Raw genomic sequence first — 23,855 nt, forward strand, 5'->3', positions numbered from 1 at the left:
GTCCCTGTGGGTGTGATCGGGGTGGGTGTGGTCGCGGGTGGGTGTCGAGGTCAGAAATGGGTGGCGCGGTGGGCGTCTTCGCTGTTGGCGACGGCCCGTTGATACTCGGGGTCGCGGCGCTCGGCGTCGGCGATGAGTACCTCGAGGTCGGCGGTCGCGCGCCAGGCGAGCACCTCGAGCGGGCCGGCCTCGAAATCCGTCGCGGGGTCGAGGGGGTGGGCGGTGTTGGCGAGGGCGACGATGCACGGGAGATGAAAGATCAGCTCCACCGACGTATCCGCGCCCGCCGACCCGGTGGATCGCAACGAGCCGTCGGCGTCGACGGTGACGCCGTGGAAGAACGACAACGACGGTGCCACGTCGGTGGGTGTCAACCCGTTCTTGGCGGCGGCCAGCACAAGCATCTCGCGTCCCGCCGGGCTGCCCGAATGCGGGCTCCCGGCACCATATTTGGCGATGTTTCCGGCGAGCGTCGAGGTGCCGCAGAGCGCGTCGTGATGACGGCTGTCGTCGGCGACGACGGTGGCCAGCACCCGACCCTGGTCACTGAGCAGCGGGTGCCCGGTGGTGAGGTAGGCCTGCCACGGCACCTTGACGGTGTCGGCGACGTTCAGGCGTTCATGCGGGGCGTCGGCGCGCCACGCCAGCAGATGCGCGCAGGCGGTTCCGGTGATGTCGCGCAGGCGAAGTCGGCTTCCTCGGGAGAGCACCTTGGTGGTGTAGCGACCGCCCGGGACGGTCTCGGCCCAGGTGAGGTCGGCGGCGTCGACGGCGGCGGGCGGGTGCGGCCATCCGGTGGCGGGCACCACCGGCATCGAGTCGGTCAGGGTGGTGGCCTGGGCCCGGGCGTGCGCGCGGGCGCCGGCGGTGGTTGCGGTGGCATTCATGGTGAGAGTCCTTGGGATCGAACAGGTGTGGTGGTTGGGTGTCGCCGGCGCGAGGTCAGTCGACGGTGGCGATGTCGCTGGTCTGGCGGCTGGTTGCGGCTCGGCCGATGGGTGTGACCGGCTTGGGATGCTCTTTTCCCCTGGGGTAGCAGGCGATTCCGACGAGGACCGTGATGGCGATCGAGATCGGGCCGGCCCACCGCAGGATCGGCATGTCACCTGCGGGGTCGAAGATCTCGGTGCGCGGCCAGGCGAGGTTCACGACCATCAGTGCCCCGTAGATCACCGCTCCGAGATTCACGACGATGCCGAATCGCCCGAGCCCGAACAGCTTCTTGCCCTCGGCGTCGACCTCGACGGTCCCCTTCGGCCAGCCCTGTAGGCGTCGATACAGCATCGGTCCGGTGACCGCGAGGTAGGCCAGGTAGATCAGGATGATGCAGACACTCGCGAGGGTCGCGAAGATCGCCGGGTTGCCGACGTTGACCAACAGGGTCGCGACGCAGAGCAGCCCGATCAGGATGGACGGCGCGATGGGGGTTCCGGTGCGGGAGTTGACATGTGCCAGTCGCGAGGAGAAGGGCAACCGGCCGTCGCGGGCCATCGAGAACATCAACCGCGAACACGCGGTCTGGATGGCCAGGGTGCAGATGAAGATCGCCACCGCGACGTCGCACAGCAGGACCTTGCCCCAGAAACCGCCGAGCACCGAATCCAGCACGTAGGGCAGGCCGCCGGTCGCGAGTTCGTCACCGAGTGTCGGAGCAGCCATCAGCGCGCCCAGAAGCATCAGGCCACCACCGATCGCCGAGACGGTCAGCGCCATCCGGATGGTGCGCGGTGCGACCCGTCGGGGGTTGCGGGTCTCCTCGGCGAGCTCGCCTGCCGACCCGAAGCCGACCATCACATATGCGGCCATCAGACCCGAGACGATGAACGCCCAGATGTAGCCGGGTTGCTGTCCGGGCAGCCCGGTGTCGAAGACGACGTCGGGGCCGCGCTTGGCGTGGGTGAACAGGGCCAGCACCACGGCGGTGACGCCGACGAGCTCACAGGTCACGCCGATGTTGTTGACGCGGCTCATCCACCGCACCCCGACGCAGTTGATCGCGGTGACGGCCACCAGCAGCACCGAACCGAGCAGGACGGCATTCGCCGCACCGGAGGTGCTGGTGAGCGTGGGGTCGTCGCCGATGATCTGGAAACCGGTCCACACGGCGGGCAGGACGACCTGCAGGGCGATCGCGGCCGCGGCGGCGGTGACGATCTGCGCGATCATCATGAACCACCCGCCGAACCAGCCGACGACTTCTCCACCCATTCGGCGCGACCACTGGTAGATCGCACCCGAGATCGGGTAGCGGGCGGCGATCTCGGCGAAGCACAACGCCACCAGGAACTGGCCGCCGTAGACGATGGGCCAGGTCCAGAAGAAGGCGGGCCCGCCGAATCCGAAACCGAGACCGAACAATTGGAAGATGGTCGTGAGGATCGAGACGAATGAGAAGCCGGCCGCGAACGAGGCGAACTTACCCAGCGAGCGGTGCAGCTGCTGGTCGTAGCCGAGCTCGAGGAGGTCGTCGGAGTCACCTGCGCCCGACGACGGTGAGGCGGGAGTCGGGGTGGGCTCCGGGGATGAGTGAGCGGTCATGGTCATGGCGATGTCCTTCGTAGGGCTCCCCGTCGAGCGCTGTATCTGTCAGTCGATAGATAACTGCCCGTCTATTTCTGTCGAATGATAGATATGTTGCGGGCGGGGAAACCCCTGTGACAGCCGTGTTACGCACCGTTGCGTTAGGCTGATTCTGTCGCGAAACCGACCAGCATGCAGCTTTACGAGGAGCCGACCGCGAGGAGCCAGCCGCCATGTCCCGTACCGCGCCACCCCGCGGCACCGGCCCCGGGCGGCCCCGCCTGACCGAGCCCAAGCGGCGCGGAGCCACCGCACGCGAGGAGATCCTCGACGCCGCCGGCGAGTTGTTCGTCCGACACGGCTACAGCGGTACCTCGACGCGGATGATCGCCGACGCGGTCGGGATTCGGCAGGCCTCGCTCTACCACTACTTCAAGAACAAGGACGACATCCTCGCCGCGTTGCTGGACACAACCGTCGTCGGATCGCTCGAGACCGCACGCGAGCTACTCGATTCCGACGCACCCGCCCTCGACCGGCTCCTGGAACTGGCACGCATCGACGCCCAGCAACTGGTCGACGCACGCTGGAATCTCGGCTCGCTCTACCTGCTACCCGAGGTTGCCGACGATCGATACGCCCACTTCCGTTCCGCCCGACAGGAATTGGCCGGAGCGTACGAGTCGCTGGCCGCCGAGGCGCTCGACGACCCCACCGACATGCGCCGACTACTTCCCTTCCGCCTCGTCGAATCGGTCATCATGCTGCGTTCCGACGAGCAACGCGGCGAACTCGGTGATCACACCGTCGCCGCGCTCATCGACACCATCGTCGGTGCGATCCGCGTGCTGCTCGCTGCGCCGTGACGCCGGGGCCGGGCGCCGTCGACCCACCTGTGCCGACCGATCTCGGGCCCTCCCGTGCGTGGCGACCAGGGCGATCAGTCGCCACGGCACACCGGGTGCCGGGATAGGGTATGACGCATGGCAGGCCGGAGCATGCGTTTCGATCCCATCGCCGAGGCGAAGGACAACTGGGCCTCGGCCGGATGGGGTGACGTCGCCGACGGAATGGTCGCGGTCACCTCGGTGATGCGCGCCCACCAGATTCTCTTGGCGCGCGTCGAGACAGCCTTGCGCCCTTACGATTTGACGTTCTCTCGCTTCGAGTTGCTCCGTCTGCTCGCGTTCTCGCGGCACGGCGCCCTGCCGATCACCAAGGCCAGCGACCGACTCCAGGTCCACGTCACCAGCGTCACCCACGCGATCCGTCGACTCGAGGAGGCGAAGCTGGTCCGGCGCCTGCCCCATCCCACCGACGGACGCACCACACTGGTGGAGATCACCGACCTGGGGCGCTCCACCGTCGAAGACGCCACGACGACACTCAATCGCGAGGTGTTCGCCGACGTCGGCATGGACCGCGACGAGATCCGCGGCTTGGTCGGTGCCATCCACTCGCTGCGTCATCACGCGGGGGATTTCTGACGGTGGTCGTCGCGCCGGCCGATCAGTATGACAATTCCGCCGAATTCCGGGCGAAACGTCATACTGATCACGCCGCCGACGAGCGCAGGGCAGCCGCGACCTCCGCGGCAACCTGGTCGGGGCGATCGATGAGGTCGGCCCACGTGTAGTTGAGTACCTGCCAGCCGGACCGAATCAGGGCATTGCGTTTGGTGCGATCACGCTGAAAGGCGACCGCGTCACGGTGGTAGGCGAAACCATCGATTTCCACCGCGACCTTCTGGTCGGGAAACGCGAAGTCGATCACGTACCCGCACGCCGGCAGGTTCGCCACCCAGCCGGAAACACCGGCCGCACGAAAGATCTTCACGGTGAGCCGCTCCGCTTGCGACCGCGCGCCGTCGCCGATGAGCCTCAAGTAGGCCGACGTCTTGGCCGCGCCATGCCGCTTCGGGTAACGGGCATGAACGTCGGCGAGGGACTCAGGGGTCACCCGCCCGGACAGCAATGCCGAGTCCATGAACGACAGTCCCAGGGCAACTGACGCTTCGAGCACCGTGAGGTCTGCCGCCGTCGTCCGAAGGCCGTCGTGCACGACGATGTCGTCGTCATGGAGTTCGCGATAACGGGTCACCGCCGTCGCCGATGATCGGCGAGCGCGGCCTCGGGTCTGAGTGAAGACCAGGTGTTTTCGCGGTTCCTCGGAGCACAAGCCGAGCCACCACGCTGCCGCCGCGCCACCCAGAACGGCATTCCTGTGCACCGAGAGCACCGCGATCCGCGCTTGCGCCCGAGGACCCCGGGCGTGTCCGGCGACAAGGTGAACGCCGTGCGCCACTTCTTTCCACGCGCCGGACGCCACGCGCCGCGCGATGGCCGACTCGCTCACACCGCAGTCCAGCGCTTCTCTTGTGGTGAACACGCCGTCGCGACGGACCGACAACTCGTGAATGTCCATGGGGATTGGACGCGAGCGGACCGCATCCGGTTCCATCGGCGACGTCGTCGTTGATCAGTATGACGTTTCGCCCGGATTCCGGAGGAAACGTCATACTGATCAACGGGTCAACTCAACGCAAGGTCTCGATGATCGCCGAGAAGTCCAGTCCCGCGTTCTGCTCGGCGAAGGCCCGATACAGTTGTGCCGCATGGGTTCCCAGCGGTGCGCGGGAACCGGTGTCGGCGATGGCGTCCATGGCCAGGCCGAGGTCCTTGTTCATCAACGCGGTGGCGAAGCCGGGCTTGAACTCGTTGTTGGCCGGCGACGCCGGCTGCGGGCCGGGCACCGGACAGTTGGTCTCGATGGCCCAGCAATTGCCGGTCGCTCCGGTGACGACGTCGTAGAGCGCCTGATCGGAGAGGCCGAGTTTCTCGGCGAGGACGAAGGCCTCGCCGACCGCGATCTGCTGCACGGCCAACAGCATGTTGTTGCAGACCTTCGCGGCCTGTCCGGCACCGGTGTCACCGCAGTGGATGATCTTGCCCGCCATGGGATCCAGGGTGGTGCGCGCCGCGGCGAAGGCCTCCTCGCTGCCGCCGACCATGAACGCCAGGGTGCCCGCGGTCGCGCCCTTTACACCTCCCGACACCGGGGCGTCGACCTGCGCGAAGCCGAGATCCCCTGCGCGTGAATTGATCTCACGGGCATCGGCGACCGAGATCGTCGAGCTGTCGATGAACAGCGTTCCGGTGGCACTCGCCGGGAGGACCTCGTCGTAGAGTTGCTTGACGATTGCGCCGCTGGGCAGCATCGTGATCACGACCTGCGCCACCGCGACGGCTTCCACCGCGGTCGGGAAGGTCTCGACGCCGCTCTCCTGCGCCGCTTTCACCGCCTCGGGCACCGGATCGAAGCCGTGCACCGTGTGCCCGGCCTTGACCAGGTTCGCCGCCATCGGCCCACCCATGTTGCCCAGTCCCAGAAAGGCGATCGTCGTCATTGTCGAATCTCCATATCGAATCTCTCGGTGATGTCAGTTCGAGAAGCGCGACGCGATGGACCGACCCACCACGACTCGCATGATCTCGTTGGTCCCCTCCAGGATGCGGTGCACGCGCAGATCCCGGACGATTTTCTCGATTCCGTACTCGGCCAGGTAGCCGTAGCCGCCGTGCAACTGCAGCGCCTGGTCGGCGACGGTGTAGCACGAGTCGGTGACGTAGCGCTTGGCCATCGCACACTGTTCGACCTTGTCCGGGGCGCCGGCGTCGAGTGCGCTCGCCGCGTGCCACAGCATCAGGCGCGCGGTTTGCAGTGAGGTCGCCATGTCGGCCAGCGTGAACCGGATAGTCGACTCGTCGATCAGCGCCGCCCCGAAGGCTTTTCGGGAGGCGACGTAGGCGGCCGCCTTGTCGAAGGCCGCCTGCGCACCACCCAACGACGACGCCGCGATGTTGAGCCGGCCGCCGTTGAGGCCGTTCATCGCGATACCGAATCCGATGCCCTCGGTGTTACCGAGGAGGCTGGTCGCCGGAACCCGCACCTCGTCGAGGATCACTTGCGCGGTGGGTTGGGCGTGCCACCCCATCTTGTGTTCCTGGGCACCGAAACTCAGCCCCGGCATGTCCTTCTCGACGAGGAAGGTGGAGATGCCCTTGGGCCCGGCATCCCCGGTCCGCGCCATCACGACGTAGAGATCCGACGAACCCGCACCGGAGATGAACTGTTTGACGCCGGTGAGAACGTACTCGTCCCCGACCCGCTCGGCACGGGTCGACAACGCTGCCGCGTCCGAACCGGCACCCGGCTCGGTGAGGCAGTAACTGGCGACGGTGTCCATGTTCGCCAGCCGCGGAACCCACTGTGCGCGTTGTTCATCGGTGCCGTACTCGTCGACCATCCACGTACACATGTTGTGGATGGACAGGAAGGCGGCGACCGCCGGATCGGCGTAGGCGAGTTGTTCGAAGATCCGGACGCCGTCCAGTCGGCGGAGCCCACTACCACCGGCATCCTCGGCACAGTAGATCGCACCCATGCCGAGCTGCGCGGCCTCGCGCAGCTCGGCGACCGGGAAGTGGTTGTCGGCGTCCCACCTCAGGGCATGGGGGGCAATGCGTTTCGCGGCGAAGTCGGCCGCGGTCTCGACGATGACACGCTCGTCGGTGTCGAGACCGGAGTCCACGAAGGTCGTCATCGCCGATCAGTCCATCGTCGGGATGACGAACTCCGCGCCGTCCTTGATGCCCGACGGCCAGCGTGAGGTGACGGTCTTGGTCTTGGTGTAGAACTGGATCGACGCGGGACCGTGCTGGTTGAGGTCGCCGAAGCCCGACCGCTTCCAGCCGCCGAAGGTGTAGTAGGCCACCGGAACCGGGATGGGAACGTTCACCCCGACCATGCCCACCTCGACGCGGGCGGTGAAGTCGCGGGCGGCGTCACCGTCCTGGGTGAAGATCGCGACACCGTTGCCGTACTGGTGATCCGAGGCTAGGGCGAGCGCCTCGTCGTAGTCGGCGGCGCGCACGATGGCCAGCACCGGCCCGAAGATCTCGTCGGTGTAGATCGACATGTCCTTGGTGACATGATCGAACAGCGTCGGGCCGATGAAGAAGCCGTTGGACAGGTCCTCGTCACCGAAGGTCTGCTCGTTGCTGCCCCGCTCCCGACCGTCGATCACCAGGTCGGCACCCTCCTCGACACCCTTGCCGATGTAGGTGCGCACCCGCTCGAGTGCGGCTGCGGTCACCAGCGGCCCGTAGTCTGCCTTCGGGTCGAGTGAGTGTCCGACGCGCAACGCGTTGACCTTGTCGACGAGCTTGGCGCGCAACCGTTCTGCGGTCTGTTCCCCGACCGGCACGGCCACGCTGATCGCCATGCACCGCTCCCCGGCGCTGCCGTAGCCGGCGCCGATCAATGCATCGACGACCTGATCGAGGTTGGCGTCGGGCATGATGATCATGTGGTTCTTGGCGCCACCGAAGCACTGCGAACGCTTACCGTTCGCCGCGGCGGTGGAGTAGATGTACTGCGCGATGTCGGAGCTGCCGACGAAGCCGAGTGCCTTGACGTCGGGGTGATCGAGCAGCGCGTCGACGGCCTCCTTGTCGCCATGGACGACCTGGAACACACCGTCGGGAAGTCCTGCCTCGGTGAACAATTCGGCGAGGCGGACCGGAACCGACGGGTCCCGCTCACTGGGCTTGAGGATGAAGGCGTTACCGCAGGCGAGCGCCGGGCCGGCCTTCCACAGCGGGATCATCGCCGGGAAGTTGAACGGGGTGATGCCGGCGACCACACCGAGGGGCTGACGAATCGAGTGCACGTCGATGCCCGACCCGGCGCCCTCGGTGAACTCACCCTTGATCAGATGCGGGATGCCGATCGCGAATTCGATGACCTCGATGCCGCGCTGGATGTCGCCGAGGGCATCGGCGTGGGTCTTGCCGTGCTCGAGCGAGAGCGTGGTGGCGATCTCGTCGGCGTTCTTGTTCACGAGATCGACGAAACGCATCAGCACCCGGGCGCGCCGCTGCGGATTCCACGCCGCCCACTCCAGCTGGGCCTTCTTGGCCGTGTCGACCGCCTTGGCCACGTCGTCGGTGCTGGCGAGCGGGACCTGTGCGGCGATGGCGCCGGTGCTCGGATTGAAGACGTCGGCGAAGCGACCGCCGTCGGCGGGCACCTTGGTGCCGTTGAGGTAGTGCGGGATGGAGGTGGTGGTTGTACTCACCGCGAGATCACCTGGACTTCTGCTCGGGGATTCTGGGGACAGCCCCAATACTAGGACATCCAAGTAATTGCGCAAGGGCCCCCCGTCACGAAGCGGCGGCGACTGTGGTGAGCGGCACCAAGCGGACCGGATGGTGGAGCACTCGTGAATTAGGGTAGCCTTGCCATGTTTTCCGAAGGGAGTCCCATGTCCGTTGTCATCCTCTACGGCACCGAGACCGGCAACAGTGAGCTGGTCGCCGACGCCATTGCCGACGCCCTGAGCGTCGGTCACGACCCGTCGATCTACGACATGAGCGAGTTCGCGGTGGAGGATCTCGACGCCGGGGACTTCCTCGTGGTGATCTGCTCCACGTACGGCGAAGGCGAATTGCCGACCGGTGCCGAGCCGTTCGCCGACGAACTCGATGCCCTGACCCCCGACCTGACCGGTCTGCGGTTCGCGGTGTTCGGACTCGGCGACACGGTCTACGGCGAGACCTTCAACCGCGGCGGCGAACTGATGGCCGAGAAGCTCACCGCGCGGGGCGCTACGCAGGTCGGCGAGCACGCCCGCCACGACAACTCCTCGGCGGTCAAGCCGAGCGTGATGGCCGCGACGTGGGCGCAGAACCTGATCCCTGTGATCGATCCGGTAACCGCCTGATCTGATCACCGCCAGTCGACGCTCCGGGCTCGGGCTGGGCCCGGGGCGTCGGCGCATCCCCGGTCGGTTCGACCCGCGCGTCCTCGGCGGCAGTGTCCCCGGATACCGCGGGCGCCGGTTGGCCGGGCAGGGTGCCGCACCGGACCGCCGATTCCTTGGCCAGCTCGACGACCGACCGGATCATCACCGCCAGCACCACCCCGAGGAACAAGGCCGTCGTCGTCGACACCTTGAGGTTCTCGCCGAGCAGCACGACGCCGAGCGCCATCGCGACCGCGGGTTCCATCACGTTCATCGCCGGGAACGACGTCTGCAGGTCGCCGGCACCGAAGCCCTTCTGCTGGGCGATGATCGCCCCGGTCGCGACCACGACGAACAGGTACAGCTCGGGGTGCAGGAACAAGTGCATCGGATGATGCAGCAGCTGGTAGACGATGGTCTTGATCAGCAGAGCCGACACCCCGAACAGGGTGCCCGCGGCCAGCCCGTAGAACAGTGCCCGATAGTGCGGGGTCGAACGCTCGGCGCACGCCACGCACAGCACGATCACCGCGGCGACCGCGGCGACCGTCGCCCACGCGACCAGGTCGTGCGGTCGGCGCATCGACGGCTCGGGGCGCGAGATGAGCAGGAACGTCGCCACGCAGATGACCAGCACCGCGCCCCACGCCCACTCGCGCTTGGCGGGATGGCGCCGATCGGCCCACGCCTCGAGCGGCAGGGCGAACAACACCGCGAGCACGACGAGTGGTTGCACCAGCAGGATCGATCCGAGACCGAGCGCAGCCGCCTGGAGCGCGAACCCGGCGATCGCGATGGACGCCCCCGCCCACCATCCGCGGGTGATCGCACCCGACGCCCGGGACGCACGCTGACGCAGCACGGTTCCGGCGGCGATCAACAGTGCCGCGAGAACCGCGAGTATCGCCGGAACCCAGGAATGCACGTCCACAAGGCTAACGGTGTGCCTACCCGCGAGGCGAGGTTTGCACGTCGTAGGTTGGATGCATGCGGTTGCGATCAGAACTGGAGATCCTCGCGACCCTCGATGCCACCACGATCGAGGCCGTGTGCACCGACCCCTCGCTCGTCGACCGCCTGATCGTGGCGTGTCTGGACGAGGCCGCCGACTCCGACACCGCCGCCGAACTGGCCGAGACCTGCGCCGAGACCGGCATCGATGACGACGACACCGACGACGACATCACCGTCCGTGATCGCGGCGAGTGGGACCACGCCGCCGAAGTGGCCTGCTTCCATCGGCAGGAGGCCGCGGCGTGGCGGGCCACCGCCCGGGTGTTGGCACGCTCACAGCGCTCCCGCGACACGCCGTCGTCGCGCCCGGCGACGATCCGCAACGGCCGGGGCGTGGCGTGAGCGAGGTCGCCGGGCCGGGGCGGACGCTGGTCCTCCTGCGCCACGGCAAATCCGGTTACCCGCCAGGCGTCGGCGACCACGAGCGCCCGCTCGCCGATCGCGGTCGGCGCGAGGCAGCCCTGGCCGGTCGATGGATGACCGAGGAGGGACTGGCGGTCGACGCCGTGCTGTGCTCGACGGCCACCCGCACCCGGCAGACCCTCGACCGAACCGGGATAAGCGCCCCGACCGTCTACCTCGACGACCTCTACGGCGGCAGCCCGTTCGACGTGCTCGAGGCGCTGCGTATCCATGCGCCCGCCGACGCCACGACCGTGCTCGTCGTCGGCCACGACCCGGGTATGCCGACCACCGCGCTCACCCTCGACCCCGAGGGCACCATCGCCCGCTTCCCCACCTCCGCCTACGCGGTCATGCGCATCGGGGTGCCCTGGGAGACGATCGGCGTCGACCACGATCCCGATGCCCACCTTCTCGGCGTGCGCGTTCCGCGCGACTGATCTCGCACCGACCGCACCTGTCGACCACTTTCGTGGTCTGCGATCTCCGACTTGTCCGGCGGGCTTCTGCGCCGTACTATCGCGATTAAGAAATCACGTAATCCATCAATTCATCGTTGACGCCAAGTGATGAATGACCGAGGAGCCCCCGTGTCGACCAACGGATTCTCCGACACCGATCAGCCGCTGTATGAGATCAAGGCCAACCTGTTCAAGGCGCTCGCCCATCCGGCGCGTATCCGGGTCCTCGAGGTCCTCTCGGCCAACGACTCGCCGACCCCGGTGAGCGAACTCCTCACCATCATCGACATCGGCCCGACCACCATGTCGCAACATCTCGCAGTGCTCAAACGGCATCACGTCGTCCGCTCGACGCGCACCGGCAACGCCGTGTTCTACACGCTCGCCCATCCGAAGGTGTCGGAGTTGCTGCTCATCGCCCGGACCTTCCTGGCCGACACGCTCGACGAGCAGCGCGAGCAGTACGACGCGATCTCCGCGTTACCGCCAGTCGTCCGGGCCTGACCGCACGCGGCGCACGTCGACCAATCCCCCGACGTTCCCGGCGACCGTGGTGAACTCACCCGGCTGGGCCCACCGTCGCCGAGTAAGCCATTGCGGCCGAACAGATTTGGCCACCACGGTGCATACGCCGCCGCTCCGTGCAGGCGGACGGGCGCAGCAGGTCGCGGACGGCGGGCGTCGATGTGAGTACCATCCGTGATGTTCACTGTTCGTCCACTGAGCATTGTCCACAGAGATATGTCCATCGAGTTGTGCACCAACTCACGTCCACAGCAGAACAAATGTCTCGGCCGACGTGTCGTCGGCCGGACCACACAGAGGAGAACCCGATGCGGTTGAGTGTCGCCGAGCGACGCCGACTCGCCATCGAGGCCACCTTGCGGGTCATCGCGACCGAAGGTGTCGAGAGCGCCACCACACGACGGATCGCCCTGGAGGCGGGCGTTCCGCAGTCGGGGCTGTTCTACGCTTTCGACAGTCGCGACGAGTTGCTCGCGGCGGTGGCCGAGCATGGCATCAACGAGGAATTGGATGCGCTCAACGAGCGGATCCGCGCGCTCGAGGAACGCTCGAGTGACGCACCACTACATCCGCGCGAGGTGATCCGCGCCGGATTCGAGAGCTTCGCCGGAGACGTCGCCGGCAACGCCACCCGCGAGCATGCGCTGATCTCGCTCGGACTGTTCGCACGCCGCACGACCGGCTTGGAACCGCTGGCCGAGTATCTGTACGCGCGCTACACCGAGTTGGTCATCCGGATGCTGCGCGAGGGCGCGCGGCTCGGCGGATTCCGTTGGGCGGTACCCGAAGAGCAGATCGCCCCCGCGGTGGTGGCGGCCGCCGACGGGCTCACCCTCGGCTTTGTGATGACCGGTGATCAGGTATCGCTCGAGCACACCACCGATGCCTTCGTCCGGATGCTCGGCACGTACGTCACCGTCTGATCAGCCACCGGTGACCGGCGACACCAGTACGCACGGCACCGGGCGCGGATGAGCCGGGTCGAGGGCGTTGAGCACCAGCGCAGCAGATCGCCGGTTCGCCACGATGGACAGGTGGTCGGCGTGATCGATCGGACAGCCTTCCTGCACAACGATATTGGTGACGTCGGTGCCGGGCGGCCCCGGAAGGATGCCCGCCGAGTATGGGGTGACGATCTCGTCGTCGCGGGTCACGATGTTGGTGTACCGCACCCCCGGAAGGTAGGGCGTGGGCAGGCGGACCGCCTGATTGAAGTTCAGATCCGCCGGCGCGGGTGTGCATTCGGGACACGCCGGATGAGCTGGCGGCGCAATTCCCAGGCGCGCACGGAATTCGGCGATCGTCTCGCCGCGGACGTCATCGTCATCGGGGCCCTGCCGCCAGTACGGCGCGAGCGACACGTAGTGGGCCACATGGCCGCGCCCACCAAGGTATTTCAGCCAGTAGGTGGGGATCTCGGTGCCCAACGAGTGTCCGACGATGTCGACCTGATCACTGCCGGTCGCGGCGCGCACGTGGTCGATGAATTCCTTGATCTGCCAGGCACTGTCGGGTTTGGGGCCGAGCCCGCCGAGTGCCGAGACCGGCCACACCGTGCCGAGGGCACCGTAGGTGGGTGCGAATACGCAGTAGCCGGCGTTGACCAACACCGGTGCCAGCGTGGCCCAATTCGTCTGCCGCCCACCGCCACTGCCGTGAACCAGGATCACCGGCCGCGGGTGGGCCGCCGACGGGCGACACGAGTAGTCGTTGGTGCCGGGCAGCGACCCGCCAGGATGGGCGAGTTCGGCGGAGATACCGGCCAGGAAGTCGTAGGTCACGGGTAACGGGGTGTGCGGCCGGGCCTGGGCCGTCCCGATCCCGAGAGCCCCGATCCCGAACACGGAGGCCATGACCATCGCCGCAACGGCGACGGACGTGACGCGACGTCGTCGGCCCCGACTCCCTGGCGAACGGCAGTACCCGGAGCGGCGCACCCGGTGATCGAGAAGAAACGACACACCTTACGGTAACCCCGGGCGGCGAAGGTCGAGAAGACCTTGCTCCCCCGTAGATGAGCCGCGGCTGATGCCGTCAGCCGTGACGGCGGCGGGCCACCGCGTCCCGGGCCTCGGGTGCGCCGTGCGCGGCGAGCCAGTCGAGCAGATCCGGATACGTCGCGGGATTGGCGGCGAGATAAATGTGTAGATCGCTCGCTGTTGCGGCGATCTGCGCGAGAACGGCCGGGTCGGTGGCGGGATCGGCGGCCTGTGCGGCCGTGAATCCGTGCCCGGGTGTCGTCGGTCGCGCCACGATCTCGGTCGGCGGATCGACCGGTGGTGGGATGTCCACCCCGCGTGGTCCCGTCGGCGGGCTCGGGAACTGCTGCCCGGTCGGCGGGCTCGGGAACTGCTGCCCGGTCGGCGGATTCGGGAACTGCTGCCCGGTCGGCGGATTCGGGAACCGCTGCGCGGGGGGTGACGCCCCGGCGGTCGCGACGCGGGTGCGCCAGAGGTATCCGACGTGGGCGATCGTCGTCGACGTCCCGGCGAACGGATCCATCCCGGTGCCGAGGAGCACCGTGTACAGGGCGGCGACGGCAAAGAGGAGGATCGCGACCGGCCAGAACAGGAAGACGAAGACCAGTGCGACGAGGCCGATCGCGCCGCCACCGATCAGCGCGCGCATCCCCGCGCCCTGCGGATTGGGTCCGGTGGGGGCGGGCGGGCGCGCAGGTGAACCGAACGGCCGACCACCGAAACCGGGATTCGGGGCGCCGTGATTCGGGAAACCGGGATTCGGGAAACCGGGGTGGTCGCCTGGACCGGGAGGCATCGTCATGTCGTCACCCACATTCCGCCGCGATGTTGCGGGTGTCGCTCCGGAAGCCCGACTCGCTGATCAGCCCCGAGGAGGAGTCCACGTCCTCCCCGTCGGAGCGGACGCCGGAGTCGTCGTAGTCCTTCGCCGCGTCGGCGAGCGCGTTGAGCTCATCGGTCACGTCGAATTCGGAATCGTCGTCGAAGGCGTTGAGCGCGGTCCGATACGCCGAGCAGAGTTCCGAGCGGCTCGTCGAGTATCCGCCGACCGCCGACAGTCCACCGCCGCAGCCTCCGGCGAGCGCTCCGATCAGGCCGACGAGCACCAGTGCTCCCGCGATCGCCGGCAGCAGTGGGATGCGGCCGGCCACCTCGGCTGCCGGTGTGGGCCGGCGAGGCGGTGTCGGGGGTGCGGTCATCGGGAAGCTCCTGCGAGGACAAGGACGTGGCGAGCGCTCAACGGTATCAACGACGACCCGTTCGTCGGTGTCGTCCGTTTGGACGCAATCGCGAGGACCCGACGCTCCGACCCCAAAGCCGTCCGCTCAGTCCGGCTCGTCCCCGTCTCGCACAGCGCCGTCCGAGTCCTCGAGGAGGTCGAGGCGCACCCCCAGCAGTCGGATCGGCCGTCCCTGTTCGAACTTGCCCAACAACTCCACGACGACCGGGGCGATCACCGCCGCATCGGTGCCGGGGGCGGACAACTTTCGCGACTTGGTCCGGGTGTAGAAGGTGGAGGTGCGTACGGTGACGGCCACCCGAAAGGCCACCCGCCCCTCCGCGACGACCTGGGTCAGTAATTCCCTCGTGAGTTCGGTTGCTGCCGCGGCGATCTCGTCGGGCTCGGTGAGATCGGTGGCGAAGGTCCGGGATTTGGAGTGGGATTTCGCGACGAACGGTTCGACGGTGATGGTCGAGTCGCCGCCGCCACGGCAGAGTACATACAACCAGTTGCCCTGGTGCGGGCCGAATCTCGCGATGAGGTCCTCGCGGGAGGTGGCGATGAGCTCGTCGACCGTGTGCACCCCCATCTCGGTCAGCTTGTCCGCGGTGCGCGGACCGACACTCCACAGGTCACGGCTAGGAGCAGAACCCATGAGCGGCAGCCAGTTCCGGTTGTCGAGCAGGAACACGCCGCCGGCCGACTCGTCACGCTTGGCGAATCCGGTGGCCATCTTGGCGCGTTGTTTGTTGTCGCTGATACCGATACGACAGGACAGCCCGCTGCGGTGCGCGACTTCTTCGCGCAGTCCGGCGGCGAGGTCGCGGATCTCGGCGTCGGTCCCGTCGTCGACCCCGGCGTAGGCCTCGTCCCATCCCCAGACCTCGATGGGGTGGCCCGACTCCCGCAGGATGTTCATGACCTGGGCCGACGCCGCATCGTAGGCCGCCATGTCGAGGGGCAGATACACCGCGTCGGGCATCTTGCGGTAGGCGGCCCGCAGTGGCATCCCCGCTCGCACACCGACGGCACGCGCCTCGTACGACGCGCAGGTCACGACCTTGCGCGCCTCGGTCGGATCCCCGTTGCCACCGACGATCACCGGCACCCCGGTCAACTCGGGGCTGCGCAACCGTTCCACCGCGACCTGGAATTGGTCGAGGTCGATGTGCAGGAGCCACCGGTGGCGCACGGGAGTCGGCGATCGGTGGGTCGACTCACTCACCTTCGCCACGATACCGCCGACGCCGCGGCGCCCGAGCGTGATCGGGGGTGGGCGAGATCAGACCGAGCCGAGCAACCTGAGCCCAACCTGTTCGCATGCCAGCGCCAACGAGTGCCGGTTGTAACGCAACAACGTCAGATCCGACGTGCCCGGGGCCAACCGGTCGCCGACGGCCGGCAACCGTTTCTCGTCGGGCACCGAGAAGAACGATGCCGCCTTGCTGACGGTGATCTCGAACCACGCCCGGCGTGGGCTCGTCAGCGCCGGCACCACTTGCGCAAGAACCGTATTCATCATCGTGCGATCGCGATGCAGCGGCGGCGGAACGAGATTGAGCGACCGCGAGGCCGTCGCCACGTCGGTGGGATCACTCAACGCATGGGCGGCGACCAGCAGAAAGGCCAGGCGCACCAGATCCGACCGGGCGGCGTCGTCGCCCTTGGCAGCATCGGACAGCAAGAAGCCCTGGGCACGCACCGGGAGCGCACCGGCGACCCCACGCAAGGGGTGACCGACGCCCCGACCATCAGTGCCCCGACCATCAGTGCCCCGGCCGTCGAGGTGACGGTTTCCGAGGGCGTCGCGCAGCATGCCCGCCAGGACGTCACTGGTTCGCAGATGCCTTGCGATCGAGGCGCGCACCTGGGTTCGCGCCGACTCGTCGAGCTCCCACGGCGTCGTCGATGACGCGTCGGTCCCGTTGTCGCACAACAGCATCCGCAATGCGGGTAGCACGATCACCTCTTCGACGTCGTAGGCCTCGAGGATCGCGTTGCCGCCGAGAAACGCTCGGCGAGTCCGTGTTTCGCACTCCATGAAGTCGAACAAGATGCAGCCCCCACGTTGAATCGATGGTCCGCCGACGTCCCCGAGCGTCAGTTACTCACGAGTAGGTCTCGTACTGAGGAGTAAGTTAGACCACATTTAGTGCTGTGTCCATATCTGGCCCACAATCTCTTGTGGTAACGCGTGTATATGAATTGCGCACGGGCCGAACGCAATACAGACCAGTGAACATCCGTTATCAACAGGCGAAGTGTGCGCAGCATTGACGAGGGGCGCTTCACTCCCCGCGATGCATCAGCGGACTCGCGGTGTCAATACAACTCCGGACGTCGATCGGCGATGTATCGCCAGGTCTCACGTGACCATCGAAGAGTGTCACGGTCGGCGGTGGCGATGACGACCTGCTCGTCGCGCCCCGCCGAGACATCGATGATGCCGCCGGGACCGACCATCTCGCTGAGACCGCCGAACGACAGATCTCGTTCGCTACCAACATAATTCGCGTAGGCCAGATACACCTGGTTCTCCAACGCCCGCGCCGGCAGGAGGATCTGCTGCACCTTGTCGTAGTCGGGCATGTTCGCCGTCGGCACGCACACCACGTCGGTTCCGCGAATCGCCAAGTCGCGCACCATCTCCGGGAACTCGACCTCGTAACAGATGAGCATGCCCAACCGCCAAGACCGGAAGTCGACCACCGGCGCACGCGTCGTGCCGGCGGTCACCATCGCGACGTCGAGGTCGCCGAACAGGTGCGTCTTGTGATGGGTCGCGATCGTCACGCCGTCGGCGTCGACGAGCCGAATGGTGTTGTACACAGCCTCTTTCACACCGGCGCCCGTCTCATGAGCGTCGGTTACGCGCTCGGCACACCCGTAGAGCACCGCGAGACCGTATCGCGAACACAGTTGCGCCACCGATGCCGCGATCGGGCCGTCGGCCTCGTCGGCTCGTGCGCGCGCGGCCGCGGCGCCGATGTTGTAGCCGCACAGGAACATCTCGGGGGTGATCAGCAGATCGGCCCGCCCGGCCACCTCGGCCATGACGCGCTCGAGCCGCTCGAGGTTGCCCGCGACGACGCCCGCGTGATCATCACGGTCGGAATCGGCGGTCGGTGCGCACTGCCAGAGCGCGAGTCGCAGCGCATCCGGCGACTCGGCGTCCGGTGATCGGTCGGCCATGCTCAACCCCCGATGTCGATCGGTCCGAGTTCGGCGTAGCGGTCGCCCGGCCCCGGGTTGTCGGGGTGGCACCGCCCGCCGAAGTGGTTCATCACACCCCAGACCGCGTTGAGTCCGGTCTGCACAGCACCCTCCACCCACGCCGGGGTGAACGACACGTCGTCGCCGGCGATGAAGATCCCCCGCTCGGATTCGGGAAGGAGGTGCTGATCGTGGAAGTGGCCGTACATACGGGTGTTGTACCGGTAGTGACCGGGCAACGCACCCTTGAACGCACCGAGGAAATTCGGGTCGTCCTCCCAGGAGACGGTGATCGGACGGCCCACGATGTGTTCGGCGATGTCGAGATCCGGGTAGATCTTGCGCAACGCCGACAGTGCCAGCGACACACGACGTTCCACGGGATGCGGCAACATCTTCAGCGCGTCGCTCATCCACGAGTAGGACAGGCAGATCACCCCGGGACGGTCGGGGCCGTTGTCGAACAGATAGGTGCCGCGGGTCAACCGGTCGGTCAGCGTCATGCTGAGCACGTCACGTCCCGTGCGCGGGTCCCGGTCGGTCCAGAACGGCCGGTCGACCATCACGAAGGTCTTCGACGACTGCATGTACCGGGTGCGGTCGAGGGCCATCCACAGGTCCTGGCTGAACAACGCCTCGTCACACTCGATCTCGGTGGAGAGCAACCAGGCCTGACAGGTCGCGATGACCGCGCCGAACACCCGTGAGTCACCCCACCGGTCGGTGACCTCGATGCGGTTGGGTCCGAGCCGACGCAGTGAGCGCACCCCGGCCCGTGGGGCACCGTGATGCAGCGACGACAGGCTCGTCCCCACCGGCCAGTGCGTGATCTGTTGCGGCGCATCGGCCCACAACGCCCGCGGCACCTGCTCGGCACCGCCGACGATCAGGTGCTGATCGGAGTCACAGTTGGTCAGCACCACCCGCAGGATCTCCAGCATCGAGTTGGCGAAGTCCGAATCCCAACCGCCGGTACCGAATCCGACCTGACCGAACAACTCCCGGTGACGGAACGACAGCGAGCCGAACTCGGTGGACGTCGCCAGGAAGTCGTAGAAGCTGCGGTCGTCCCAGTCGGCGACGAGCGCATTCCATCGGCGCTTGAGCTCGACGGTGTCACGCTCACGAATGGCCTGCTGCAGAGCGGTGTAACCGGCGATGCGTTCGAGCGCCGCGTCCCACGCGTCGGAGATATCGCGATAGACCGGCGGCAGATCGTCGAGGGTGCGGGCGTAGAACGTCTCGCCGCCGATGTCGATCACCGTGCTCCCGGCGGCCTCTGTGAGTGGATTCGGGAACGGCGCCGACCGCATACCGAACCGGTTCACATAGCCGAAGAAGGCGCTCGACGAGATCGGAAAGCGCATGCCGCCGAGCTCGGCGACCTCGGGTTCACCGGGCACGAACGGCTCCGACCGCAACCGCCCCCCGATGCGATCGGGTTCGTAGACCACCGGCCGTAATCCCATCCGCATCAGCTCATAGGCCGCGACCATGCCGGCCATACCGGCACCGATGACGGCGACCTCGGCACCGAGTGCGTCGGGCGGCACCTCGCCCAACCCGGTGGGATGGGCGATCCAGTCGTCGTAGGCGAAGGGGAAGTCGGGGCCGAAGATGGTGATCGGGTCAGCGCCGATCGCGGGAGCATCGGCAATCGGGGAAGCGGCAGGATCGCCGGCTCCGGACATCGGTGTATCGGGGGTGCCCACGCCTGTAGAGGTTATGCGGTCGGCCGCGATTCGTCCTCGGGTGACCCACGACACACCGCACGTCGGGAACCAACGTCTCCGACGCCCCGACCTCTTCTGCGATGACCCGGCGAGCGCCGGGCTCCCCTTCAGTCCACCCGCCCAGCCCGAAAGCAGGACGCACACGTGGTGACGACCCAGACCACCGATGTCTCCGATCCCCTTGAACCCCGGGGCCCGTCGACCCCGAACCGGCCCGAGCGCGACAACACCCTTCGATCTGCCGCCGACCGGTGGCGTCCGCTACTGCTGCGCTGGCACTTCTACGCCGGCATCCTGATCGGCCCGTTCCTGATCGTCGCCACCGTCACCGGCACCCTCTACGCGTTGATCCCGCAGATCGATCGCGCCGTCTACGCCCACGAGCTGACCGTCGACCGCATCGGCAACGCAGAGCTACCGCTGTCGGCGCAGGTCGACGCCGCCCGACGCGCGCATCCGGAGGGCGCGATCGTCTCGGTCACACCCGCCCCGCGTGCCGGGGACACCACGCGCGTGGTGCTCGCCGCCGACGACCTGCCCGCCGACCGCACCCGCACCGTGTTCGTCGACCCCTACACCGGGGAGGTTCGCGGCGCGCTGCTCACCTACGGTGCGTGGCTGCCGGTCCGGACGTGGTTCGACGATCTACACCGCAATCTGCATCTCGATGACTTCGGCCGCAACTACAGCGAGATCGCGGCGAGCTGGTTGTGGCTGGTGTCCCTCGGTGGGCTGATCCTGTGGATCGGTCATCGTCGGCGCACCCGCAAACTCGCCCGGCTCGCCGTCCCCGACCGCAACGCACCCCGCCGCACACGCACCCTGAGTTGGCATGGAGCAGTGGGGGTCTGGATCATCATCGGCCTGATCGGGCTGTCGGCGTCGGGGCTGAGCTGGTCGCGGTTTGCCGGCGAGAACATCAGTGACCTGCGCAGCGAACTGTCGTGGACGACGCCTGCGGTGTCGACGACGATCGCCGGTGCCGCCGCCGGTGATGCGGCCGCACACCACGGCTCCACGCCCGCCGAGACCGGTGTGGCACCGATCGGCGCCACCGACTTCACCCAGGTCTATGACGCCGCCCGCGACGCCGGGCTGGTCGGTCCCATGAACATCTCGGTACCCGCGGAGCCGGGGGCCGCATGGTCGGTGAAGGAGAACGCCCGGGGCTTCCCGAGCCACTTCGACGCGATCGCCGTCGACCCGCACACCTTCACCGTCACCGACCGCGTCGACTTCGCGCAGTGGCCGTTCATGGCGAAGATGACCACGTGGGCAATCAGCGCACACATGGGTCTGTTCGGCGTCATCAACCAGATCGCGTTGGTGGCGTTGGGAATCGGACTCCTCAGCGTCATCGTGCGCGGCTACCTCATGTGGTGGCGGCGGCGACCCACCAGGGGCGATCGACACCTCCCCCAGGCACCGCGCCGTGGCGCGCTGAGCGGGCTGCGTCCGCTGGAGGCGCTCGCCGTGGTCGCAGTCGCCGCCGGACTCGGCTGGTTCATGCCGTGGTTCGGAATCCCGTTGGCACTGTTCGTGATCGCCGACGCCCTACGGGGTGTCATCACCACCCGCCGTGATGCCGACGCAGCGGTCGGGGCAGCCCGATGATCGACGACATCGTCCTGCGGTGGGTGGTCACCGTACTGTTCGGGCTGGCCGCGGCGCAGTGCGCATACCTGATGCTCACCCGTCGGATGCCGTGGGAGGCCTACGTCGGGCACGTGCTGCACCTCGTCATGTCGGTGGCCATGCTGGTGATGGCGTGGCCGTTCTCGGCGGACTGGCCGACCGCGGGCCCCATGTGGTTCTTCGTCGTCGCGGCAGCATGGTTCCTGGTGAGCCTGGCGCTGCACCCGAGGCTGCGGCCCACCGACGACTGTGGTTGTGTCCCACCGACAACCACCCCGTTCGGGCGGCTGGCCGCGGTGTATCACGCCGCGATGATGGGCGCGATGGCCTGGATGTACGCGGTGATGAACGGCAGCGTTCTGCCCGGCGCAGCTCCGGCGCAGGCGATGGCCATGGGGTCGGGCTCACCGGTGACCGTCCTCGCACACAATCACGACGACATGGGTGACATGCCCGGGATGGACATGGGCCACCACGCCGCGCAACCCGGTTACGTGACTCCGGTGAACTGGATTCTCACCATCGGTTTCGCCCTCGCCGCGGCGGCCTGGTTGTACCTGTACTTCGCTCGCCGTCGGGCCCCGGGGGCCTCGACCGATCTGATGACCTTCGCCGGGGACCTGTGCCAGGTGTTCATGGCAGTCGGCATGGCCATCATGTTCGGGGTCATGGTCGGCTGAGCCGGGCGGGCAAGCGGCCTCGCGAGTGCCGCCGGCCTGAGGGCGATCCATCAGATCACCGTCGCCTGCCACCGCTGTGTGGGATGTGCCTTCGCTCGGTAGAGCGCGCCGTCGGCAACATCGACGAGGGTGGTGCTCGAGACCGTCGGTTCCGGATTCTCCAATGCCGCGATGCCGATGGAGATCCCCACGCCCGACACCGGATCCGAGACGGACGCCGAGGTCGAGATCCGGCGGACACCGGCGGCGATCGCCGCGGCGAGATCATTGACCTCGGTGAGGGACTTGCGGGTACAGACCACCGCGAATTCATCACCACCCCAACGGCATACGACGTCTCGAGCGTGGGCCGCCGAACGCATCGCCTCGGCGACCGACCTCAGCACCGCGTCACCGGCGACGTGTCCGGAGGTGTCGTTGACCTCCTTGAAACCGTCGAGATCGCAGATCAGCACGCCGAGCACCCCGGTCCGCTGGCTATGCAGCCGGTCGTTCAGCTCGCCGAGCCACACCTCACGCACGGTGAGCCCGGTCAGACCGTCGTGGTCGGCGCGGTAGCGGATGGCGTTCAGCTCGGCGCGAGCCTGCGTCCGATCGGCGATCGTGCACACGAACAGCGCCGCGTCGGTGATGGATTCGACGCGGCGGGCGGTCACGTCGACCCACCGGTCCCAGGGCAGTCCGCGTGGGTGGCGCAGACCGCAGTACTCGGCGACGCTCGCCCCTTCGCCCGGCTCCAAACCCTCGAACCGCCGCGCCAACTCGTCGGCGTCGACAGCGACGACGTCGGCGAGCACCCGGCCGTCCCACTCACCGGGTACCGCGTCGGTCAGCTGTAGGAAGGCGTCGTTGACGTCGATCAGCCGCAGCCGCGAGTCGAGAAGCGCCGTCGCCAAGGGCGATTCGGCGAACGACGCCCGATAGAGCCGCACCCGGTCGGTCGCCCGGCCGGCCTCGATGACGCGGGTCAGTGCTATCCCCACCCGGACGCCGAACAGTTCGAGCAGTGCCTGTTGCTCCGGGGCGGGGGTCATCCCGCTGCGCGGCAGGTCGACGCTGATGACCGCCTGCAGCTGCTCGTCGGCGTAGACGGGCACCAGAAGGGCGAACTCCGGCTCCCACACCGCGGGCGGCAGGAAGCCGGGCGCGGTGTCCGCGGTGTCGACCGGCTCCGCACCCGACGAGAACCGCTCCCGCCACGGATCGATCGACGCGACGCCGTCGGCCATCTCCGCTTCTCGCGTCAGGTACACCCCGCCCCAGCGTTCGGCGGAGTCGAGCAACTCCAGCCAGACGGTCTCGGTCATCCGCTCGCCACGGAGGTTCTCGAGTTCGGGCGGACCGACCACGGCACGGACCTCGAAGTCGCCGTCGTCGCGCCGCACGTTGACCGCGACGGCGTCGAACCCGATCACCTCGATGATCCCCCGGGCGATGACCTGCAGCACGTCGTCGAGATCGGCGCCCTCACCGAGTTGCTGCGCCACGCTCATCATCGCGAAAAGCGATGCGAAACTCATCGACGCCCGGCGATCCACGTGAACATTGTGCGCTGTCACGAAGACCGGTGGGGCGGCGAACCCATCACCGGCTTTGGTTTGGGGCGCAATTCACAGAAACCACGAGATCCGGTTCGTCCAGATGACCCCACCCGTGGGCCCACACA

The 23,855-nt window shown here is 67.5% G+C and carries 24 protein-coding genes; 9 read left to right on the top strand and 15 right to left on the bottom strand.

Annotated elements, in window-relative coordinates; translation table 11 throughout:
• Window positions 1–50: 50 nt before the first annotated feature.
• Complete coding sequence (locus J6U32_RS22885) at window positions 51–887, bottom strand: urea amidolyase associated protein UAAP1 (RefSeq protein ID WP_208792270.1); 837 nt, start codon at window positions 885–887, stop codon at window positions 51–53.
• Window positions 888–942: 55 nt separating this feature from the next.
• Window positions 943–2,544, bottom strand: a complete 1,602-nt coding sequence (locus J6U32_RS22890; RefSeq protein ID WP_208792271.1) for an amino acid permease — start codon at window positions 2,542–2,544, stop codon at window positions 943–945.
• A gap of 209 nt (window positions 2,545–2,753) precedes the next feature.
• On the opposite strand from J6U32_RS22890, the gene J6U32_RS22895 reads away from it, so the two are divergent.
• Complete coding sequence (locus J6U32_RS22895; protein WP_208792272.1) at window positions 2,754–3,386, top strand: TetR/AcrR family transcriptional regulator; 633 nt, start codon at window positions 2,754–2,756, stop codon at window positions 3,384–3,386.
• 117 nt (window positions 3,387–3,503) lie between these two features.
• Window positions 3,504–4,007 carry a MarR family transcriptional regulator gene (locus J6U32_RS22900; protein ID WP_208792273.1) on the top strand — a complete coding sequence of 168 codons (504 nt, stop codon included), beginning with the start codon at window positions 3,504–3,506 and terminating at the stop codon, window positions 4,005–4,007.
• Window positions 4,008–4,074: 67 nt separating this feature from the next.
• Here J6U32_RS22900 and J6U32_RS22905 read toward each other — a convergent pair whose 3' ends face one another.
• The 4 genes from J6U32_RS22905 to J6U32_RS22920 form a co-directional block, all read right to left on the bottom strand.
• Window positions 4,075–4,944 carry a type IV toxin-antitoxin system AbiEi family antitoxin domain-containing protein gene (locus tag J6U32_RS22905; RefSeq protein ID WP_208792274.1) on the bottom strand — a complete coding sequence of 290 codons (870 nt, stop codon included), beginning with the start codon at window positions 4,942–4,944 and terminating at the stop codon, window positions 4,075–4,077.
• 112 nt (window positions 4,945–5,056) lie between these two features.
• Window positions 5,057–5,926: a 3-hydroxyisobutyrate dehydrogenase gene (mmsB, locus tag J6U32_RS22910; protein WP_208792275.1), complete on the bottom strand. Its 870-nt coding sequence runs from the start codon at window positions 5,924–5,926 to the stop codon at window positions 5,057–5,059.
• A gap of 33 nt (window positions 5,927–5,959) precedes the next feature.
• Window positions 5,960–7,123, bottom strand: coding sequence for an acyl-CoA dehydrogenase family protein (locus tag J6U32_RS22915; RefSeq protein WP_208792276.1), 1,164 nt, complete (start codon window positions 7,121–7,123; stop codon window positions 5,960–5,962).
• 6 nt (window positions 7,124–7,129) lie between these two features.
• The gene (locus J6U32_RS22920) at window positions 7,130–8,659 is read right to left on the bottom strand and encodes a CoA-acylating methylmalonate-semialdehyde dehydrogenase (protein WP_208792277.1); all 1,530 of its coding nucleotides are present in this window, start codon (window positions 8,657–8,659) and stop codon (window positions 7,130–7,132) included.
• 186 nt (window positions 8,660–8,845) lie between these two features.
• Between J6U32_RS22920 and J6U32_RS22925 the strand changes: the two genes are divergently transcribed.
• Complete coding sequence (locus J6U32_RS22925) at window positions 8,846–9,304, top strand: flavodoxin domain-containing protein (RefSeq protein WP_208792278.1); 459 nt, start codon at window positions 8,846–8,848, stop codon at window positions 9,302–9,304.
• Here J6U32_RS22925 and J6U32_RS22930 read toward each other — a convergent pair.
• A complete protein-coding gene (locus tag J6U32_RS22930; RefSeq protein WP_244332306.1) occupies window positions 9,234–10,250 on the bottom strand; it encodes a DMT family transporter in 1,017 nt (338 codons plus the stop codon). The genes J6U32_RS22925 and J6U32_RS22930 overlap by 71 nt on opposite strands.
• A gap of 62 nt (window positions 10,251–10,312) precedes the next feature.
• Here J6U32_RS22930 and J6U32_RS22935 point away from each other — a divergent pair, with 62 nt between their 5' ends.
• The 4 genes from J6U32_RS22935 to J6U32_RS22950 all read left to right on the top strand — a co-directional run bounded on the left by J6U32_RS22935 (window position 10,313) and on the right by J6U32_RS22950 (window position 12,650).
• Window positions 10,313–10,681: a hypothetical protein gene (locus J6U32_RS22935; RefSeq protein ID WP_208792280.1), complete on the top strand. Its 369-nt coding sequence runs from the start codon at window positions 10,313–10,315 to the stop codon at window positions 10,679–10,681.
• A complete protein-coding gene (locus J6U32_RS22940) occupies window positions 10,678–11,181 on the top strand; it encodes a SixA phosphatase family protein (RefSeq protein WP_208792281.1) in 504 nt (167 codons plus the stop codon). The genes J6U32_RS22935 and J6U32_RS22940 overlap by 4 nt, the downstream gene beginning before the upstream one ends.
• A gap of 129 nt (window positions 11,182–11,310) precedes the next feature.
• The gene (locus J6U32_RS22945) at window positions 11,311–11,706 is read left to right on the top strand and encodes an ArsR/SmtB family transcription factor (protein ID WP_208792282.1); all 396 of its coding nucleotides are present in this window, start codon (window positions 11,311–11,313) and stop codon (window positions 11,704–11,706) included.
• Between the two features lie 329 nt (window positions 11,707–12,035).
• Entirely contained in the window at window positions 12,036–12,650 is a 615-nt protein-coding gene (locus J6U32_RS22950; protein WP_208792283.1) for a TetR/AcrR family transcriptional regulator, read from the top strand.
• On the opposite strand, the gene J6U32_RS22955 is transcribed toward J6U32_RS22950, so the two are convergent.
• The 7 genes from J6U32_RS22955 to J6U32_RS22985 all read right to left on the bottom strand — a co-directional run bounded on the left by J6U32_RS22955 (window position 12,651) and on the right by J6U32_RS22985 (window position 19,832).
• Window positions 12,651–13,688, bottom strand: coding sequence for an esterase/lipase family protein (locus tag J6U32_RS22955; protein ID WP_208792284.1), 1,038 nt, complete (start codon window positions 13,686–13,688; stop codon window positions 12,651–12,653).
• 73 nt (window positions 13,689–13,761) lie between these two features.
• Window positions 13,762–14,508 carry a hypothetical protein gene (locus J6U32_RS22960; protein ID WP_208792285.1) on the bottom strand — a complete coding sequence of 249 codons (747 nt, stop codon included), beginning with the start codon at window positions 14,506–14,508 and terminating at the stop codon, window positions 13,762–13,764.
• Window positions 14,509–14,512: 4 nt separating this feature from the next.
• Window positions 14,513–14,905, bottom strand: coding sequence for a hypothetical protein (locus tag J6U32_RS22965; RefSeq protein WP_208792286.1), 393 nt, complete (start codon window positions 14,903–14,905; stop codon window positions 14,513–14,515).
• Between the two features lie 126 nt (window positions 14,906–15,031).
• Window positions 15,032–16,153, bottom strand: a complete 1,122-nt coding sequence (locus J6U32_RS22970; protein WP_208792287.1) for a DNA polymerase IV — start codon at window positions 16,151–16,153, stop codon at window positions 15,032–15,034.
• A gap of 57 nt (window positions 16,154–16,210) precedes the next feature.
• Entirely contained in the window at window positions 16,211–16,969 is a 759-nt protein-coding gene (locus tag J6U32_RS22975; protein WP_244332308.1) for a hypothetical protein, read from the bottom strand.
• Window positions 16,970–17,250: 281 nt separating this feature from the next.
• Window positions 17,251–18,120, bottom strand: coding sequence for a carbon-nitrogen hydrolase family protein (locus J6U32_RS22980; protein ID WP_208792289.1), 870 nt, complete (start codon window positions 18,118–18,120; stop codon window positions 17,251–17,253).
• Between the two features lie 2 nt (window positions 18,121–18,122).
• Window positions 18,123–19,832 (bottom strand): flavin monoamine oxidase family protein, encoded by a 1,710-nt coding sequence (locus J6U32_RS22985; protein WP_244333024.1) that lies wholly within the window; start codon window positions 19,830–19,832, stop codon window positions 18,123–18,125.
• A 186-nt stretch (window positions 19,833–20,018) separates the two neighbouring features.
• Here J6U32_RS22985 and J6U32_RS22990 point away from each other — a divergent pair, with 186 nt between their 5' ends.
• Together J6U32_RS22990 and J6U32_RS22995 are read left to right on the top strand one after the other, a co-directional pair.
• Entirely contained in the window at window positions 20,019–21,488 is a 1,470-nt protein-coding gene (locus J6U32_RS22990; protein WP_208792290.1) for a PepSY-associated TM helix domain-containing protein, read from the top strand.
• Window positions 21,485–22,189 carry a DUF5134 domain-containing protein gene (locus J6U32_RS22995; RefSeq protein ID WP_208792291.1) on the top strand — a complete coding sequence of 235 codons (705 nt, stop codon included), beginning with the start codon at window positions 21,485–21,487 and terminating at the stop codon, window positions 22,187–22,189. Before J6U32_RS22990 ends, J6U32_RS22995 begins: the two co-directional genes overlap by 4 nt.
• 50 nt (window positions 22,190–22,239) lie before the next feature.
• On the opposite strand, the gene J6U32_RS23000 is transcribed toward J6U32_RS22995, so the two are convergent.
• Entirely contained in the window at window positions 22,240–23,709 is a 1,470-nt protein-coding gene (locus J6U32_RS23000) for a sensor domain-containing diguanylate cyclase (RefSeq protein WP_244332312.1), read from the bottom strand.
• Window positions 23,710–23,855: the final 146 nt, after the last annotated feature.

The sequence above is a fragment of the Gordonia polyisoprenivorans genome (assembly GCF_017654315.1).
GTDB classification, from domain to species: domain Bacteria; phylum Actinomycetota; class Actinomycetes; order Mycobacteriales; family Mycobacteriaceae; genus Gordonia; species Gordonia polyisoprenivorans_A.